We start from the raw sequence: 15,378 nt of genomic DNA, 5'->3' as shown, positions 1-15,378 counted from the left end.
CTTTTGGGCGGGAAGTGCAGGCTGTTTGGGATGATGTGTTAGGAACGCGCTGCGTCCTTGACGGGGACGCTGGTGTTCGTCAGGGGCTTTGGACTGGTCGGGCTCTTTTGGGACATATGTGGCGTATTGTGCATATCGAAGCGGTGGGTTGGCACCCACCCTACGTTTTGCTCAAACCGAAATGAGCTTTCCTGCAGAAATTCGTTCTTTGAGTTCGTCTGACAGATCAACGTTGGCGGGAATGTCGAGGCCGTATGCTGGCGACCCGGAAAACACGTTTCCATATCTCCCCAGCGCGGCCAGAACGAATGCAAGAGCGACTTCCTGCTGCGCCGCTGTTTCAAAGCCATCAGAATTCGTGAGTCTCTGATGTCTTTGATCGTGCGGTCGCTTGATGCCTTGGCGAGCATCGTCCCAGCCGGTGTAGTAGACCAATGGCCTTCCAATATCTTCGATGATCCAGTGAAACTTTGAATGGATCCCTGGAACGCCGGAATGCTCTGTCAGTTGCTCGGCTGAAATCTGAATTTTGCGGCCAGCGATGTTAAGGATCAACAGTCTTTGAATGTTTCCCAGGTCAGCCCTGAAGATCACCTGAAGAAACAGGCCAGGGTCAGATGTCACCACACATTCCGTGACCGCATCAAACCAGAATGTGAGGCCAGTTTCAGAGACGTAGCGATTTACCCGTGAGGTGTCACGGTCTGGATAGGTCTGAAACTGGAATGGTTCGTTGTCGACGAAGCGAAGGTGCTTATGATCCATCTTCCAAAGAACCTTGTCTTCGATGTGGCGACATATCTTGCGATTTGGTTCTGCCGCTAGCCCTACCGGGGAGTAAGCATATGCGGTACATCACAGCGCCAAGTTACACAGGCCGGCAATTTAGTTTATTCATCATTTGCCGTTCTTTCCCGTTCCATTTTGTGACTGCCAGAGTGAAAAGAAGAAGGCAGACATTGATACGTACAAAAACGGGGCAATAACGTAATAAACACAGATTGGATTACCGAGAAAAAAATCTTGCGAGTTCCAGCGGAAGACCGATGGCGACTATTGTCGCGCCAACTTTCAACGGGCTTCTCAAACACGCCTTTGCAGGTCTGAACAGCACTGGGTGACCTCCTGGCCCGTCAAGGGTTGGGCGCGGGGCTGTCTTCCGCTGGCGCCCCAACTTCGGCGGGGGCGTCAACGGCGGGAACTTCAGCCCCCTCCGCCGCCGCCGGCGGTGCCGTCAGGATGCCGTTTTGCCAGATGCCTTCGGCCACGTCGCCGCTGGCGTAGGTCAGGGTGCCCTGACCTTCGCGGCGGCCGGCCTTGAAGGTGCCGACATAGACGTCTCCGCCGGGATAGGTGGCCATGCCCTCCCCCTCGATCTGGCCGGCGACCCATTGGCCGACGTAGCGGAAACCGTCTGTCGTGGTGAACTCACCCTCGCCATCGCGGAGCCCGGCCTTGAAGCTGCCCTTGTACAGGCTGCCATCGGGGTAGACCGCAGCACCCACGCCTTCGCGCTGGCCATCCAGCCAGTCGCCTTCATAGCGGTAGCCGTCGGGGTGGGTCATCGTGCCGGTGCCATGCGGCTGCGCGTTGCGGAACGCCCCCTCATACACCCGGCCGTCGGCATAGGTTGACCGGCCCTGACCGTTGATCAGGCCCGCCGCCCACACCCCCTGATAGGTGGAGCCGTCGGGATAGGTGATCGCACCCGTGCCGTTTGGCTGGTCGGCCCGCATCGCGCCGACATAGACCGCGCCATCGGGATAGGTGATGGACCCGGTGCCTTCCATCCGCCCTTCCACCCACGAACCTTCGTATTCGAAGCCATCGGCGGCAGTGAAGGTGCCGGTGCCGTGGCGGCGGTCCTTGACCCAGCCGCCGTCATAGACATCGCCGTTGGCATGCGTGAGGCGGCCCCGGCCTTCGCGCTGGCCGTTGACGAAGGCGCCTTCGTAGACATCGCCGTTCGGCTGGGTCAGGCGGCCTTCGCCGTTGATCTGACCCTCGGCCCAGTCGCCGTCATAGATCAGACCGTCCGGCATCGTCAGCACGCCCTGCCCGGCGCGCTGGCCCTTGACCAGCGTGCCTTCGTAGGTCGCGCCATCGGGGTAGGTGATCTTGCCGATGCCCTGCTTGGCCCCCAGCACCCACTGGCCTTCGTACGTGTAGCCCGACGGGTTGGTCAGCTTGCCCCGGCCATTGTGGACGCCGTTGGTAAAACTGCCTTCGTAGACCGACCCATTGGCATAGCGGGCGGTGCCTTGGCCGGTCATCTGGCCCTGAACCCAGTCACCTTCATAGGTGCGGCCATCGGGGGCGGTGATCTTGCCGCGCCCGTCAGGCTGACCGTTCAGAAAAGCGCCTTCGTAGACCGAGCCATTGGGATAGCGGGCGATGCCCTGGCCGACAATCTCGCCCTCGATCCAGTCGCCGGTGTATTCGAACCCTGAGGGCAGGCGGTAGGTGCCGGTACCGTGCTGGCGGCCGTTCAGGAAGGTGCCTTCATAGACCGACCCGTCGTCGTATTGTTTGGTCAGCACCTCGCCATCCTGGGCCCCGGCCGGGGGGGCAAGGGTCGGAAGGGCGACAAGGCAGAAGATCAAGGCAAGGCGGCGCATGGGCGATTCCCGAGGGTTCGGTCAGGAGGGGAGGGTAAGGGCGCGATGGGGGTGTGACAAGCCGCGCTAGGTCAAGCTTTGGTCAGGTGGGCGGGGCGGCTTTCCCTTGGGCGTCAGTCTGCTAGAACAAGGCGATGTGATGGGGGCCCCGATGACCGACACGTTCCGTTTGATGCTGGCGCAGTTGAACCCGGTGGTGGGCGATATTGCGGGGAACCTGGACCGCGCGCGGACCGCATGGGACGCGGGGCGCAAGGCCGGGGCCGACATGGTGGCCCTGACCGAGATGTTCATCACCGGCTACCAGACGCAGGACCTGATCCTGAAGCCGGCCTTTGTCCGCGCAGCCGTGGCGGCGGTCGAGGCTTTGGCGGCTGAGTGCGCCGATGGCCCGGCGCTGGGGGTCGGCGGGCCGGTGGTGATGGGCGGCAGGCTGTACAACGGCTACTACGTCCTGCAGGGCGGCAGGATCAGCGCCCGCGTGCTGAAGCACCACCTGCCCAATGATGCCGTGTTTGACGAAAAGCGCATCTTCACCTCGGCCGATGTGCATGGGCCCTATGTGGTGAATGGCGTGCGGATCGGCACGCCGATCTGCGAGGATGCCTGGCACCCCGACGTGGCGGAAACCCTGGCCGAGACGGGGGCGGAGATCCTGTTGATCCCCAATGGCTCGCCCTACCACCGGGGCAAGCCGAACCTGCGGCTGAACCTGATGGTGTCCCGCGTGGTGGAGACGGGGCTGCCGCTGGTCTACCTCAACATGGTGGGCGGGCAGGATGACCAGGTGTTTGACGGCTCATCCATGGTGCTGAACCCGGGTGGGCGGCTGATGGCGCAACTGCCGCAGTTTGACGAGACGCTGGTACTGGTCACCTTCCGCCGGGGGGCGGAGGGGTGGGAGGCTGACCCGGGTGAGATCCATGACATCCCGCCGATTGGCGAGGCGGATTACCGGGCCTGCGTCCTTGCGCTGGGCGATTACATGCGCAAGACCGGGTTCAAAAAGGCGCTGCTTGGCCTTTCGGGGGGGATCGACAGCGCCATCGTCGCGGCGATGGCGGTGGATGCCTTGGGGCCGGAGAATGTGCGCTGCGTGATGCTGCCGTCGGAGTTCACCAGCCAGGAATCGCTGGACCTTGCCACGGCGGCGGCGAAGGCTTTGGGCTGCCGCTATGACTCGGTGCCGATTTCCGGGGCGCAAGAGGCGGTGGGTGACGCGCTGGCGCCCCTTTTCGCGGGGACGGAGCCGGGGATCACCGAGGAAAACATCCAGTCCCGCCTGCGGGGCGTGATGTTGATGGCCCTGTCGAACAAGTTTGGCGAGATGCTGCTGACCACGGGCAACAAGTCCGAGATGGCGGTGGGATACTGCACGATCTACGGCGACATGAACGGTGGCTACAACCCGGTCAAGGACATGTACAAGACCCGGATGTTCCTGACCGCGCGCTGGCGGAATGAACACCACCGGCCGTGGATGAAGGGCCCTGCGGGCGAGGTCATCCCGGCGCGGATCATTGACCGGCCGCCAAGTGCCGAGTTGCGGGCCAACCAGCGCGATGACGACAGCCTGCCGCCCTATGAGGTGCTGGACGCCATCCTGGAAGGGCTGGTGGAAAAGGAACTGTCCGTCGCCGAGATCGTGGCGCAAGGCTTTGACCGGGCCACGGTGAAGAAGGTGGAGCACCTGCTGTATCTGGCGGAATACAAGCGCTTCCAGTCCGCGCCTGGGGTCCGGCTGACGCAAAAGGCGTTATGGCTGGACCGGCGCTATCCCATCGTCAACCGCTGGCGGGACGACAGCGGGGCTTGATGATGATGGCGGGGATTGGGATCACTGTCGTCAACCGCTACCGGCTTGTGTCCGGGCGGCAAGCGTTCCTGACCGCTACCACGGCACTTGTAAGGCGGGTTCAGCGTGACGGGCACCGGGGCGTGCTGGACTACCGGTTCTTTTGCACTGAAGGGTCGGAAGAAGGGCAGGCCGTCGTGCGCTATCGCGACGCCGAGGCTTGGGTTGGGCACCATGATCTGGCGATGGGCTGGCCGGAAATGGCGGCACTGCGTGCGGCGGCGGAGCTTGAGGAGATCACCTTCTTCGGCCCGATCTCGGACGCGATGCGCGTTTGGATCGACGCGATGGGTCTGGCCGGAAAGGTCCGGCACCAAGGCGAAGCGGTGGCGGGGTTTTGCCGGTAAGGCAGGATCGACCGCTGCAGACCTGCCCGGTTCCGCGCTAGCTTGACACTGAGGTGCATCCGGACTTTTCGAAAAGTCCGGTCCGGAGCCTTGGAAGGCTCCGGTTCGATGTCTTCGAAGACATCGGCTAGACCTTTGTCACCGCACATTCCGGCAGCAGGCGCATCACGTCTTCGGGGCGGCACAACTGCGTGGCGTCGCTCATCACGGCCGCCGAGGCGGCGGCAGAGCCGAGCGCCAGCGCCTCGTCATTCGACTGACCGCGCGACAGGGCAAGGACGAAGGCCGCGACGAAGCTGTCACCCGCGCCGACAGTGGACTTGACCTTGACGCGCGCCGCCTTGGCGAAGACGCGGTGCTGCGCGTCGGCCAGCACATTGCCTTCGGCACCCCGGGCGATGATGACCATGCGGGCGACCCCGGCGTGCACCAGTGACTGGGCGAATTCGGCAGTATCGGCCAGCGTGGGCAGGGGGCGACCGGCCAGCGCCTCACCCTCTTCGCCGTCCATCCGCAAGACTTCAAGGCCGGGGATCGGGTGGCGGACCGCCTCGGTCAGGGCGGAACCCGAGGTGTCCAGCACCACACGGCTTTCGGGCATCGACGCGGCAAGCTGCGCCGGAAAGTCCACTGGCACCCCGGGCGGCTGGCTGCCGGAGATGACCGAGATGCCGCCGGGCCGCGCGGTTGCACCAAGAAGGGTGAAGACGCGGGCGCGTTCCGCCTCGCCCCAGGTGGGGCCGGGGAGCATGAAGCGGAACTGCTTGCCGGTCGAGGCTTCGTTGACTGTCAGCGACTGGCGCGTCTCACCCGGGCCGAGGATGGACAGGAAGGTCACGCCTTCGCCCCGGATCAGGCCGGCAAGACGGTCGCCGGTCAATCCGCCGATGGCCACCAGTGCAAGGCTGTCACCCCCCAGCGCCTTGATCGCGCGGCTGACGTTCAGGCCACCGCCGCCGGGATCAAGCTGCGGTTCGGAACAGCGCAGCTTGTGGCCGGGGATGATGTCGGCAACCTCGGTCGCCATGTCGAGCGCGGGGTTGAGCGTCAGGGTGAGGATGGGGGCTTGGGTCATGCGGCACCTGTTCGTGTTACCGCTAGCATAAGACCTTTCGCCGGAAAGGGAACTGCCCCCGGACGCGGGGCGCCGGGGGCAGGGTTGGGGCAGGCTGGGGGCAAAAGTTTTCGAAAACTTTTGCAAAATCCTTCGAAGGATTTTGGTCCGGGTGTCAGCCGTTCAGCAGCAACTGATAGCTGGCCGGAACATAGCGGAAGCCTTCGCCCTGCGCCTCAATGAAGCCCACGCCCGGGAAGGGCATGTGGTAGCCGATGAAGGGGATACGGTCGGCGGCGATCATGCCGAACACCTGCTTGCGGGTCGCGGCGGCGGCGGCCTTGTCGGCGTCGAAGCGCACTTCCCAGTCCGGGCGCTGCAGCGACCAGACATAGTGGTTCGCCGTGTCGGCGGTGATCGCAAGGCGCTGGCCGTCGGATTCGACCATGTAGATCATATGGCCAGGGGTATGGCCCGCAGCCAGCATCGCCGTGACGCCAGAGACCGGGCTGCCGCCATCGTCAAGGAAGGTGATCTTGTCGTTCAGCGGCTTCACGTTCTTGTCGAAGCCTTCGTTCCCCGCGGCGGACCAGTTGTTGTGCTCGACCGACCCGGTGACATAGCGGGCGTTGGCGAAGGTCGGGGTGGTGCCGTCCGCGCCCATCAGGCCGCCGATATGGTCACCGTGCATATGGGTCAGGACGACGACATCCACCTGATCGGGGGTGAAGCCAGCGGCCGTCATCGCGGCAAGGGTACCTTCGGCGGACAGACCGGTGTCGAACAGCACCAGTTCAGCGCCGGTGTTCACGACGGTGGGCGTGAAGAAGTTCTGCGTCATGTCGGCGGGAATGAAGTTTGCAGCGGACAGGGCGGCGAAATCCTCAGGTGTCGCGTTGGTGCCGAAGGTTTCCTGCGGCTTGTCGCCCGCGCGGGTGCCCGCAAGCAGGGTGGTCACCTCGAAAGAGCCGAGCTTGAAGCGGTTCCAGGGGGCGAAGCCGGACCCCTGCAGCGGCGCATTCGCCAAGGCAGGGCGCGACACGAACGCGGCGGCAAGCGGCATCGCGACGCCCGCGGCAAGCGCCTGACGGCGGGAAAAAGTGGTCATGCTATCCTCCATTCTGCTGTTCCGCGCAGAATGTTAGGTCAGATGCGCGCAATGTCCGGTAACGGCTGCGTCAGGGGCGGTGCAGGACTGCACAGGTCTTGTGCATTGTGCCCGGTCATTCCCACCACGGATCGATCCGGGCGATGTCTTCATCAGACCAGCCGAAGTGGTGCGCGAGTTCGTGAATGACGACATGGGTGACAAGGTCACCGATCGACACATTGCCGCGGTCGGCCCATTCATCAAGGATCGGGCGACGGAACAGCCAGATGACATCGGGGCGGGTCGGCTGGTCTGAAACGGATTTCTCGGTCAGCGGGATGCCTTCGTAAAGGCCGGTCAGTTCGAACGGGTCGTTCAGGCCCAGTTCCTCAACCATCTCGTCATCCGGAAACTCCTCGATCCGCAGGCGGACATGGGTTGCCGGTTCGCGGAACGGTTCGGGCAGGGTCGACACCGCCTCATGCGCAAGCTGTTCGATCAGGGCGAGGCTGGGGGCGATGCTGGAGGGGGCGGGGTTTGTCATGGTGGGAAGATAGGGGCTGCAGGGGTGCGGGGGAAGGGGGGCAGCAGGGCATTGGGCGTGGCATGCAGGCGGGCCGGATCGGCGGGCGGCGGTGCGGGGCAAGCCGCGACCAGCGGTGACCGGGACCACCCGGTCCGCACACTGTGCGGAAACTGGACAATTGCGGGGCCATGTGACAGGGAGGTGCGCTTGAAGGAGCCCCCACATGTCCACCACATCGTCCACCGTCACAACCCGCTTCGCGCCTTCGCCCACTGGCTGGATCCATGTGGGCAACCTGCGCACGGCGCTGATGAACTACCTGATCGCGCGCAAGAACGGCGGCCAGTTCATCCTGCGGCTGGACGACACCGATCAGGAACGGTCGAAACAGGAATATGCCGACGGGATCATGACCGATCTTGACTGGCTGGGCCTGCATTGGGACCGGGTGGAAAAGCAGTCGCTGCGGATGGGGCGCTATGCCGAGGCGGCAGATGCGCTGCGCGCGGCGGGGCGGTTCTATGAGTGTTTCGAGACGCCGGTCGAGCTGGACCTGAAGCGCAAGAAACTGCTGAACATGGGGCGCCCGCCGGTCTATGACCGCGCGTCGCTGAAGCTGACCGAAGCCGAGAAGGAGGCCTACCGCGCCGAGGGGCGGGCAGGCTATTGGCGCTTTCGGCTGGACATCGAGCGGATCGAGTGGCCCGATGGGATCATCGGCGATGTGTCGATTGACGCGGGGTCGGTGTCGGACCCGGTGTTGATCAAGGCGGATGGGCAGGTCCTTTATACTTTCGCCTCATCGGTCGATGACGTGGACATGGGGGTCACCCATATCGTGCGTGGCGCGGACCATGTGACGAACACGGCGACGCAGATCCAGATCATGAAGGCGCTGGGCGGGGTGCCGCCGGTCTTTGCCCACCATTCGCTGCTGACCGGGCCAGGGGGCGAGGAATTGTCCAAGCGGCTGGGAACGCTGTCCTTGCGCGACCTGCGGGCGCGGGGGGTGGAGCCGATGGCGCTATTGTCTCTGATGGCGCGGTTGGGGTCGTCCAAGCCGGTTGAACTGGTGGGGTCGATGGAGGAGCTGATCGAGGGGTTCGACGTGGGGTCCTTCGGGTCTGCGCCCACGAAATTCGATGCCGAGGATCTGTTTCCGCTGACGCGCCACCATGTGCAGGGCCTGCCCTTCGCGGCGGTGCAGGCGCGGATTGCGGAACTGGGCGTGCCGGACGACATGGCCGAGGCGTTCTGGGCGGTGGCCAAGGGCAACATCACCGTTCTGGCCGATCTGGAGGGCTGGTGGCAGCTCTTCCGCGACGGGGCCGAGCCGGTGGTGGATGACGCGGACCGCGACTTTGTGCGCGAGGCGCTGGCGCTGTTGCCGGCGCAGCCGTGGACGCAAGCCACCTGGAGCGAGTGGACGGCGGCGGTGAAGGAGGCAACGGGGCGCAAGGGCAAGGACCTGTTCCGCCCGCTGCGCCGGGCCTTGACGGGCCGGGATGCCGGGCCGGAGATGGCGGATGTGATGCCGCTGTTGCGCAGGGTCCCCACGGTCTGAGCCTTGTGCTGGCCCCCGGGAGGGCTGTCTGCCCTCCCGGACCCACCCGAGGATATTTTTGGAAGAGAAAGGGCTGGTCAGGCCTTTTTTCTAAAGGAGTGATGGGCTGATGGCTGGGCCGGGCGGGCAGGCGAAGTTTGTCGAGGGAAACCTGTTCCGGCATGTGTCGGTGATGGCGCTGACCTCGTCCGTCGGGCTGATGGCGGTGTTTGTCGTCGACCTGATCAACATGCTGTACATCGCCATGCTTGGGCAGGCCGAGCTTGCAGCGGCGATCGGCTATGCCGGGGCGATCCTGTTCTTCACCACCAGTTTCGGCATCGGGATGTCGATTGCCGTGGGCGCGCTTGTGGCGCGGGCGCTGGGGGCGCGGGATCCGGCCTCGGCCCGGGCGCGGGCGACGACGGGGCTGGTCCTTGGGTTCGTGTTCGGGTCGCTGTTTGCGGCGGTGGTCTGGCTGGCCTTGGAGCCGCTGGTGGCCCTGTTGGGGGCCACGGGGCGGACGGCGGAGTTGACGGTGGATTTCCTGGCAATCGTGATCCCGTCGCAGCCCTTGCTGATGGTGGGGATGATTGGCGGGGCGATCCTGCGCAGCCATGGCGATGCGCGGGCGGCGATGATGGCGACGGTCTGGGGCGCGCTCGTGACGGCGGTGCTGGACCCGATCCTGATCTTTGGCTTTGGCTGGGATCTGACGGGGGCGGCCATCGCATCGGTCGCGGCGCGGGTGGTGATTGCGGTGATGGCGCTGCGGCCGATCACCGCGAAATACGGCGGGTTTGACCGACCGACGCCGGGGCAGGTGGTGGCCGACATGGGGCCGATCTGGGCGATTGCGGTGCCGGCGATCCTGACGCAGGTGGCGACCCCGGTGGGGCAGGCCTTTGTCACCCGCGCGACGTCGGATTATGGCGAGGCGGCGGTGGCGGGGATGGCGATTGCGGGGCGGCTTACCCCGGTGGCCTTTGGGGTGATCTTTGCTTTGTCCGGGGCGATGGGGCCGATCATCGGGCAGAACTTTGGCGCGGGGCGGATGGACCGGGTGCGGCGGGCGTTCCTCGATGGGCTGATCTTTACCGGGTTGGTGATCCTTGTCGTCTCGGGGGTGCTGTTTCTGTTGCGCGCGCCGATTGCCGACGCCTTTCAGGCCGAAGGGCTGACGCGCGATCTGGTCTATCTTTTCTGCGGGCCGCTGGCTTTGCTGTGGTTCTTCAACGGGATGATCTTTGTCGGCAATGCGGTCTGCAACAACCTTGGTCGGCCGTTCTGGTCTACCGTGGTGAACTGGGGCCGCCATACCGTGGGGACGATCCCGCTGGCCCTGTGGCTGGGCGGCATCTGGGGCGCGCAGGGTGTGCTGATCGGCCAGGCGCTTGGGGGCGTTGTCTTTGGCCTTGCCGCCGCGTGGCTGGCGCTGCTGGCGATCCGGTCGCCCGCCGTGGCGCTGCAGGGCCAACGGTCCGGTGCGCCACATGTTGCGCCATCTGCGCCTGAGGCCGAACCGGTCGCCAGCCCCGGCGAACGGCGGGCCTGAGCCCGCGTCGCTTGCGGTCCGCATACCGTCGCATTCCGATTGCCCCTTGCCGCGACGCGGGGCGATGGGCTAACCATCAGGCGTCAGGTTCGGGAGAATCCGGCGGGCCGCAATGCCCGACGGTGCCGAAGGAGCAACCGCCCCGGTAAACTCTCAGGCGCAAGGGACCGTTTCTGGCAACGACACTCTGGAGAGTTCCCGGACAACCGGGACGCCGAAGGGATAACGATCTCAGGCGCACGAAACCGTTCAGGCGGGGGTGCAAGGACAGAGGGGGCATCGCAGGGCAGGGATCAGCCTGCCTGACGGTGCCAGTTTGCGCTGGCCAGACGGGGAGGGGGCGGCAATGGCCGACCTTGACGACAGGCTTCAACGGCTGGGGCTGCATGACCTGCATGTGGAACTTGGGGGCAAGATGGTGCCCTTCGCCGGCTATGAGATGCCGGTGCAGTACCCGGCGGGCGTGATGAAGGAACATCTGCACACGCGCGCGGCGGCCGGGTTGTTCGATGTCAGCCATATGGGGCAGGTGATCTTGCGGCCCAAGGGCACGATGGATGACCTGAAGCTGGCCTTCGAGGCGCTGATGCCGGTGGATGTGCTGGGGCTGGCGGAGGGGCGGCAGCGGTATGGGCTGTTCACCAACGACCAGGGCGGGATTCTGGATGACCTGATGTTCACCAACCGGGGCGATCATCTGTATGTGGTCGTCAACGCGGCCTGCAAGGCCGAGGACATCGCCCATATGATCGCGATGATGCCGGGCGTTTCGGTCGAACCTGTTACCGACCGCGCGCTGCTCGCGCTGCAGGGGCCGGGGGCCGAGGCGGCGCTGGAGGCGCTGCTGCCGGGTGTCGCGGCGATGCGCTTCATGGATCACCGGGTGATGGGTGACGTCTGGGTCAGCCGGTCGGGCTACACGGGTGAGGACGGGTTCGAGATTTCCATCCCGATGGCCGGGGCCGAGGGCTTTGCCCGCACCCTTCTGGCGCAGCCGGGTGTCGAGCCAATCGGTCTGGGCGCGCGGGATTCGCTGCGGCTGGAGGCGGGGCTTTGCCTCTATGGCCATGACATCGACACCACCACCAGTCCGGTGGAAGCGGCCCTGATCTGGGCGATCCAGAAATCCCGCCGGGCGGGCGGCGCGCGCGAAGGCGGGTTTCCGGGGGCAGAGCGCATCCTGGGGGAACTTGCCACCGGGCCGGAGCGTTTGCGTGTCGGGCTGCGCCCCGAAGGCCGGGTCCCGATGCGCGAGGGGGTCGAGGTCTTTGCCCCGGACGGAACGCCGGTAGGCCGCGTAACCTCGGGCGGTTTCGGGCCGTCTGTCGCTGCACCGATTGCGATGGGCTATGTCGCCCTTGGATTCGCGCCCCCCGGCACCCAGCTTTTGGGCGAGGTGCGTGGCAAGCACCTGCCCCTGACCACCTCTGACCTTCCCTTCCATCCCACCAGCTACAAGCGTTGAGGCAAGATGATGAAATACACCAAGGATCATGAATGGCTGCGCGTCGAGGGTGACCTTGTCGTTGTCGGCATCACCGAACATGCCGCGACCCAGCTGGGCGACGTGGTCTTCGTCGAACTGCCGGAAACCGAGACCATGGTTGCCGAAGGTGACGAGGTCTGCGTGATCGAAAGCGTCAAGGCGGCGTCCGACATCCTTGCCCCGGTCGATGGCGAGATCGTCTCGGTCAACACCAAGCTGGTCGATGCGCCGGCGCTGGTGAACGAAGACCCGACGGGGGCGGCATGGTTCTTCAAGATGAAGCTGGATGATCTGAGCGTGCTCGACCAGTTCATGGACGAGGACGAGTATCTGGATCTGGTCAGCTGAGGCTTCAAAGCCCGGTGCAGGACTGTGCCGGGCAAAACTTTTCGAAAAGTTTTGCAAATTCCTTCGAAGGAATTTGTTCGCCCCATGCCCGAGGTATCCGCAATGACCTTCACCCCCACCGACTACAACCCCTACGATTTCGCCAACCGCCGCCATATCGGCCCCTCGCCGTCCGAGATGGCCGAGATGCTGGACACGGTTGGCGTGCGCACGCTGGATGAACTGATCGAACAGACGATCCCCGCGTCGATCCGGCAGGCAAAGCCGCTGACTTGGGCACCCTTGGCCGAGCATGAGCTTTTGGCGAAGATGAAAGAGGTGGCGGCGAAGAACCGGGTGATGACCAGCCTGATCGGGCAGGGCTATTACGGCACGGTGACCCCCCCGGCGATCCAGCGCAACATTCTGGAAAACCCGGCGTGGTACACGGCCTATACCCCCTATCAGCCCGAGATCGCGCAGGGGCGGCTTGAGGCGCTTCTCAACTATCAGACCATGGTCTGCGACCTGACCGGGCTTGATGTGGCCAACGCGAGCCTTCTGGATGAGGCGACGGCGGCGGCGGAAGCCATGACCATGGCGGAACGGGTGGCAAAGTCGAAGGCCAAGGCCTTCTTCGTTGACCGCTTCTGCCATCCGCAGACCATTGCCGTCATCCGCACCCGGGCGCTGCCTTTGGGGATCGAGATCATCGAGGATGACGTTCGCACGCTTGACCCGTCCAAGGTGTTCGGGGCGATCTTCCAGTATCCCGGCAGCTATGGCCATGTGACCGACTTTACCCAGCGCATCGCCTCGCTGCACGCGGTGGGGGCAGTGGCGATCATGGCGACGGACCTGTTGGCGCTGTGCCTGCTGAAGGAACCGGGCGCGATGGGGGCGGATATCGCGGTTGGATCGGCGCAACGGTTTGGCGTGCCGATGGGCTATGGCGGGCCGCATGCGGCCTTCATGGCGGTGAAGGATGCGCATAAGCGGCAGATGCCGGGGCGGATCGTCGGCGTGTCCATCGATGCGCAGGGGGGCAAGGCGTATCGGCTGTCGCTTCAGACGCGGGAGCAGCATATCCGGCGGGAAAAGGCGACGTCCAACGTCTGCACGGCGCAGGCGCTTTTGGCCGTCATGGCCAGCTTCTACGCGGTCTTCCACGGGCCCAAGGGCCTGCGCGCGATTGCGGAGCGGGTGCATTTCCTGACCCAACGCCTTGCGCGGGCGCTGAAGGCGGCGGGGGCCAAGGTCGACCCGAAGGCCTTCTTCGACACGATCACGGTCGAGGTTGGGGTGGGGCAGGCCGGAATCCTTGCCGCTGCCCGGAATGAGGGGCTGAACTTCCGCAAGATCGGCACCAACCGTGTCGGCATCAGCCTTGACGAGACGACGGATGAACGCGTGCTGGTGCGGGTGCTGAAGGCCTTCGGCATCGACGGTGTCCCGCCGCACCGCGCCTCGCTTGGGTTCCCCGAGACGATGCTGCGCACCACCGAGTATCTGACCCACCCGGTCTTCCACATGAACCGCGCAGAATCCGAGATGATGCGCTACATGCGCCGCCTGTCTGACCGTGACCTGGCACTTGACCGCGCGATGATCCCCTTGGGGTCCTGCACGATGAAGCTGAACGCAGCGGCCGAGATGATGCCGATCACCTGGCCGGAATTCGGCAGCCTGCACCCCTTTGCGCCGAAGGATCAGGCGGCGGGCTATACCGAGGCGATCAACGACCTTTCCGCCAAGCTGTGCGAGATCACCGGCTATGACGCGATGTCGATGCAGCCGAACTCGGGCGCGCAGGGGGAATATGCGGGGCTGCTGACCATTCAGGCCTACCACCGGTCACGCGGGGACGCTCATCGGACGGTCTGCCTGATCCCGACCTCGGCCCATGGCACCAATCCGGCCAGCGCCCAGATGGCCGGGATGGAGGTTGTGGTGGTCAAGTCCGCGCCGAATGGCGATGTGGACGTGGAAGACTTCCGCGCCAAGGCGGCGGCGGCGGGGGACCGGCTGGCCGCCTGTATGATCACCTATCCGTCCACGCATGGGGTGTTCGAAGAGACGGTGAAGGACATCTGCAAGATCACCCATGACCATGGCGGGCAGGTCTATATCGACGGCGCGAACATGAACGCCCTCGTCGGGCTGGTGAAACCGGGGGAGATTGGCGGCGACGTCAGCCACCTGAACCTGCACAAGACCTTTGCCATTCCGCATGGCGGCGGCGGGCCGGGGATGGGGCCGATCGGCGTGAAGGCGCATCTGGCGCCGCATCTGCCGGGGCATCCGGAAACCGGGGGCGATGGCGCTGTGAGTGCGGCTCCCTATGGGTCGGCGTCGATCCTGCTGATCAGTTGGGCCTACTGCCTGATGATGGGCGGCCCGGGCTGCACCCAGGCGACGCGGGTGGCGATCCTGAACGCCAACTACATCGCGGCGCGGCTGGCGGGCAGCTATCCCATCCTGTTCATGGGCAACAAGGGCCGGGTGGCGCATGAGTGCATCCTTGACACCCGCCCCTTCGCCGAGGTGGGGGTCACGGTGGACGACATCGCCAAGCGCCTGATCGACAACGGGTTCCATGCCCCCACGATGAGCTGGCCGGTGGCCGGAACGCTGATGGTGGAGCCGACCGAGTCTGAGACCAAGGCCGAGATCGACCGTTTCATCACCGCCCTGCTGGCCATCCGCGCCGAAATCGCTGCGGTGGAAAAGGGCGAGATCACGGCCGAGGAATCGCCCCTGCGCCACGCCCCGCATACGGTGGCAGCACTGGTGACCGAAGCCTGGGACCGGAAGTACAGCCGCGAACAGGGCTGCTTCCCGCCGGGGGCGTTCCGGGTGGACAAGTACTGGCCCCCCGTTGGCCGGGTGGACAACGTCTTTGGCGACCGCAACCTGATCTGTACGTGCCCGCCGGTCGAAAGCTATATGGAAGCGGCGGAGTAGGCATGCCCTTGCA

General features: G+C 64.9%; 12 protein-coding genes and 1 riboswitch. Of the genes, 7 read left to right on the top strand and 5 right to left on the bottom strand.

Annotated features, from left to right (window positions below; translation table 11 throughout):
* Nucleotides 1–171 precede the first annotated feature (171 nt).
* Nucleotides 172–765: a hypothetical protein gene (locus tag EI545_RS07335; RefSeq protein ID WP_125324865.1), complete on the bottom strand. Its 594-nt coding sequence runs from the start codon at nucleotides 763–765 to the stop codon at nucleotides 172–174.
* Nucleotides 766–1,133: 368 nt separating this feature from the next.
* Nucleotides 1,134–2,618 (bottom strand): MORN repeat-containing protein, encoded by a 1,485-nt coding sequence (locus EI545_RS07330; protein ID WP_125324864.1) that lies wholly within the window; start codon nucleotides 2,616–2,618, stop codon nucleotides 1,134–1,136.
* Between the two features lie 151 nt (nucleotides 2,619–2,769).
* Here EI545_RS07330 and EI545_RS07325 point away from each other — a divergent pair, with 151 nt between their 5' ends.
* Both EI545_RS07325 and EI545_RS07320 read left to right on the top strand, forming a co-directional pair.
* Entirely contained in the window at nucleotides 2,770–4,434 is a 1,665-nt protein-coding gene (locus EI545_RS07325) for an NAD+ synthase (RefSeq protein ID WP_125324863.1), read from the top strand.
* The gene (locus tag EI545_RS07320) at nucleotides 4,434–4,820 is read left to right on the top strand and encodes a hypothetical protein (protein ID WP_125324862.1); all 387 of its coding nucleotides are present in this window, start codon (nucleotides 4,434–4,436) and stop codon (nucleotides 4,818–4,820) included. Before EI545_RS07325 ends, EI545_RS07320 begins: the two co-directional genes overlap by 1 nt.
* A gap of 127 nt (nucleotides 4,821–4,947) precedes the next feature.
* Here EI545_RS07320 and EI545_RS07315 read toward each other — a convergent pair whose 3' ends face one another.
* The 3 genes from EI545_RS07315 to EI545_RS07305 all read right to left on the bottom strand — a co-directional run bounded on the left by EI545_RS07315 (nucleotide 4,948) and on the right by EI545_RS07305 (nucleotide 7,508).
* Complete coding sequence (locus EI545_RS07315; RefSeq protein WP_125324861.1) at nucleotides 4,948–5,895, bottom strand: 1-phosphofructokinase family hexose kinase; 948 nt, start codon at nucleotides 5,893–5,895, stop codon at nucleotides 4,948–4,950.
* A 154-nt stretch (nucleotides 5,896–6,049) separates the two neighbouring features.
* Entirely contained in the window at nucleotides 6,050–6,982 is a 933-nt protein-coding gene (locus tag EI545_RS07310) for an MBL fold metallo-hydrolase (protein ID WP_125324860.1), read from the bottom strand.
* A gap of 115 nt (nucleotides 6,983–7,097) precedes the next feature.
* Complete coding sequence (locus tag EI545_RS07305; protein ID WP_125324859.1) at nucleotides 7,098–7,508, bottom strand: metallopeptidase family protein; 411 nt, start codon at nucleotides 7,506–7,508, stop codon at nucleotides 7,098–7,100.
* Between the two features lie 205 nt (nucleotides 7,509–7,713).
* Between EI545_RS07305 and gltX the strand changes: the two genes are divergently transcribed.
* From gltX to gcvP, 5 genes are all read left to right on the top strand, one after another.
* Nucleotides 7,714–9,054, top strand: a complete 1,341-nt coding sequence (gene gltX / locus EI545_RS07300; protein ID WP_125324858.1) for a glutamate--tRNA ligase — start codon at nucleotides 7,714–7,716, stop codon at nucleotides 9,052–9,054.
* A gap of 109 nt (nucleotides 9,055–9,163) precedes the next feature.
* Nucleotides 9,164–10,588 (top strand): MATE family efflux transporter, encoded by a 1,425-nt coding sequence (locus EI545_RS07295; RefSeq protein WP_245990325.1) that lies wholly within the window; start codon nucleotides 9,164–9,166, stop codon nucleotides 10,586–10,588.
* An 80-nt stretch (nucleotides 10,589–10,668) separates the two neighbouring features.
* A riboswitch (glycine riboswitch) is annotated at nucleotides 10,669–10,768 on the top strand.
* Between the two features lie 166 nt (nucleotides 10,769–10,934).
* Complete coding sequence (gene gcvT, locus EI545_RS07290) at nucleotides 10,935–12,053, top strand: glycine cleavage system aminomethyltransferase GcvT (protein ID WP_125324857.1); 1,119 nt, start codon at nucleotides 10,935–10,937, stop codon at nucleotides 12,051–12,053.
* Nucleotides 12,054–12,062: 9 nt separating this feature from the next.
* Nucleotides 12,063–12,422: a glycine cleavage system protein GcvH gene (gene gcvH, locus EI545_RS07285; RefSeq protein WP_125327281.1), complete on the top strand. Its 360-nt coding sequence runs from the start codon at nucleotides 12,063–12,065 to the stop codon at nucleotides 12,420–12,422.
* A 102-nt stretch (nucleotides 12,423–12,524) separates the two neighbouring features.
* Complete coding sequence (gene gcvP / locus EI545_RS07280) at nucleotides 12,525–15,365, top strand: aminomethyl-transferring glycine dehydrogenase (protein ID WP_125327280.1); 2,841 nt, start codon at nucleotides 12,525–12,527, stop codon at nucleotides 15,363–15,365.
* The last annotated feature ends 13 nt before the right edge of the window (nucleotides 15,366–15,378 follow it).

The sequence above is a fragment of the Tabrizicola piscis genome (genome assembly GCF_003940805.1).
Lineage (GTDB): Bacteria > Pseudomonadota > Alphaproteobacteria > Rhodobacterales > Rhodobacteraceae > Tabrizicola > Tabrizicola piscis.
This window is presented reverse-complemented; position numbering and strand designations above follow the sequence as displayed.

Coding starts and splice junctions, on each gene's coding strand:
- EI545_RS07295 (WP_245990325.1), top strand. CDS start 9,164: ATGGCTGGGCCGGGCGGGCAGGCGAAGTTTGTCGAGGGAAACCTGTTC.
- EI545_RS07310 (WP_125324860.1), bottom strand. CDS start 6,982: ATGACCACTTTTTCCCGCCGTCAGGCGCTTGCCGCGGGCGTCGCGATG.
- EI545_RS07320 (WP_125324862.1), top strand. CDS start 4,434: ATGATGATGGCGGGGATTGGGATCACTGTCGTCAACCGCTACCGGCTT.
- gcvT (WP_125324857.1), top strand. CDS start 10,935: ATGGCCGACCTTGACGACAGGCTTCAACGGCTGGGGCTGCATGACCTG.
- EI545_RS07330 (WP_125324864.1), bottom strand. CDS start 2,618: ATGCGCCGCCTTGCCTTGATCTTCTGCCTTGTCGCCCTTCCGACCCTT.
- EI545_RS07305 (WP_125324859.1), bottom strand. CDS start 7,508: ATGACAAACCCCGCCCCCTCCAGCATCGCCCCCAGCCTCGCCCTGATC.
- EI545_RS07315 (WP_125324861.1), bottom strand. CDS start 5,895: ATGACCCAAGCCCCCATCCTCACCCTGACGCTCAACCCCGCGCTCGAC.
- gcvP (WP_125327280.1), top strand. CDS start 12,525: ATGACCTTCACCCCCACCGACTACAACCCCTACGATTTCGCCAACCGC.
- EI545_RS07335 (WP_125324865.1), bottom strand. CDS start 765: ATGGATCATAAGCACCTTCGCTTCGTCGACAACGAACCATTCCAGTTT.
- gcvH (WP_125327281.1), top strand. CDS start 12,063: ATGAAATACACCAAGGATCATGAATGGCTGCGCGTCGAGGGTGACCTT.
- EI545_RS07325 (WP_125324863.1), top strand. CDS start 2,770: ATGACCGACACGTTCCGTTTGATGCTGGCGCAGTTGAACCCGGTGGTG.
- gltX (WP_125324858.1), top strand. CDS start 7,714: ATGTCCACCACATCGTCCACCGTCACAACCCGCTTCGCGCCTTCGCCC.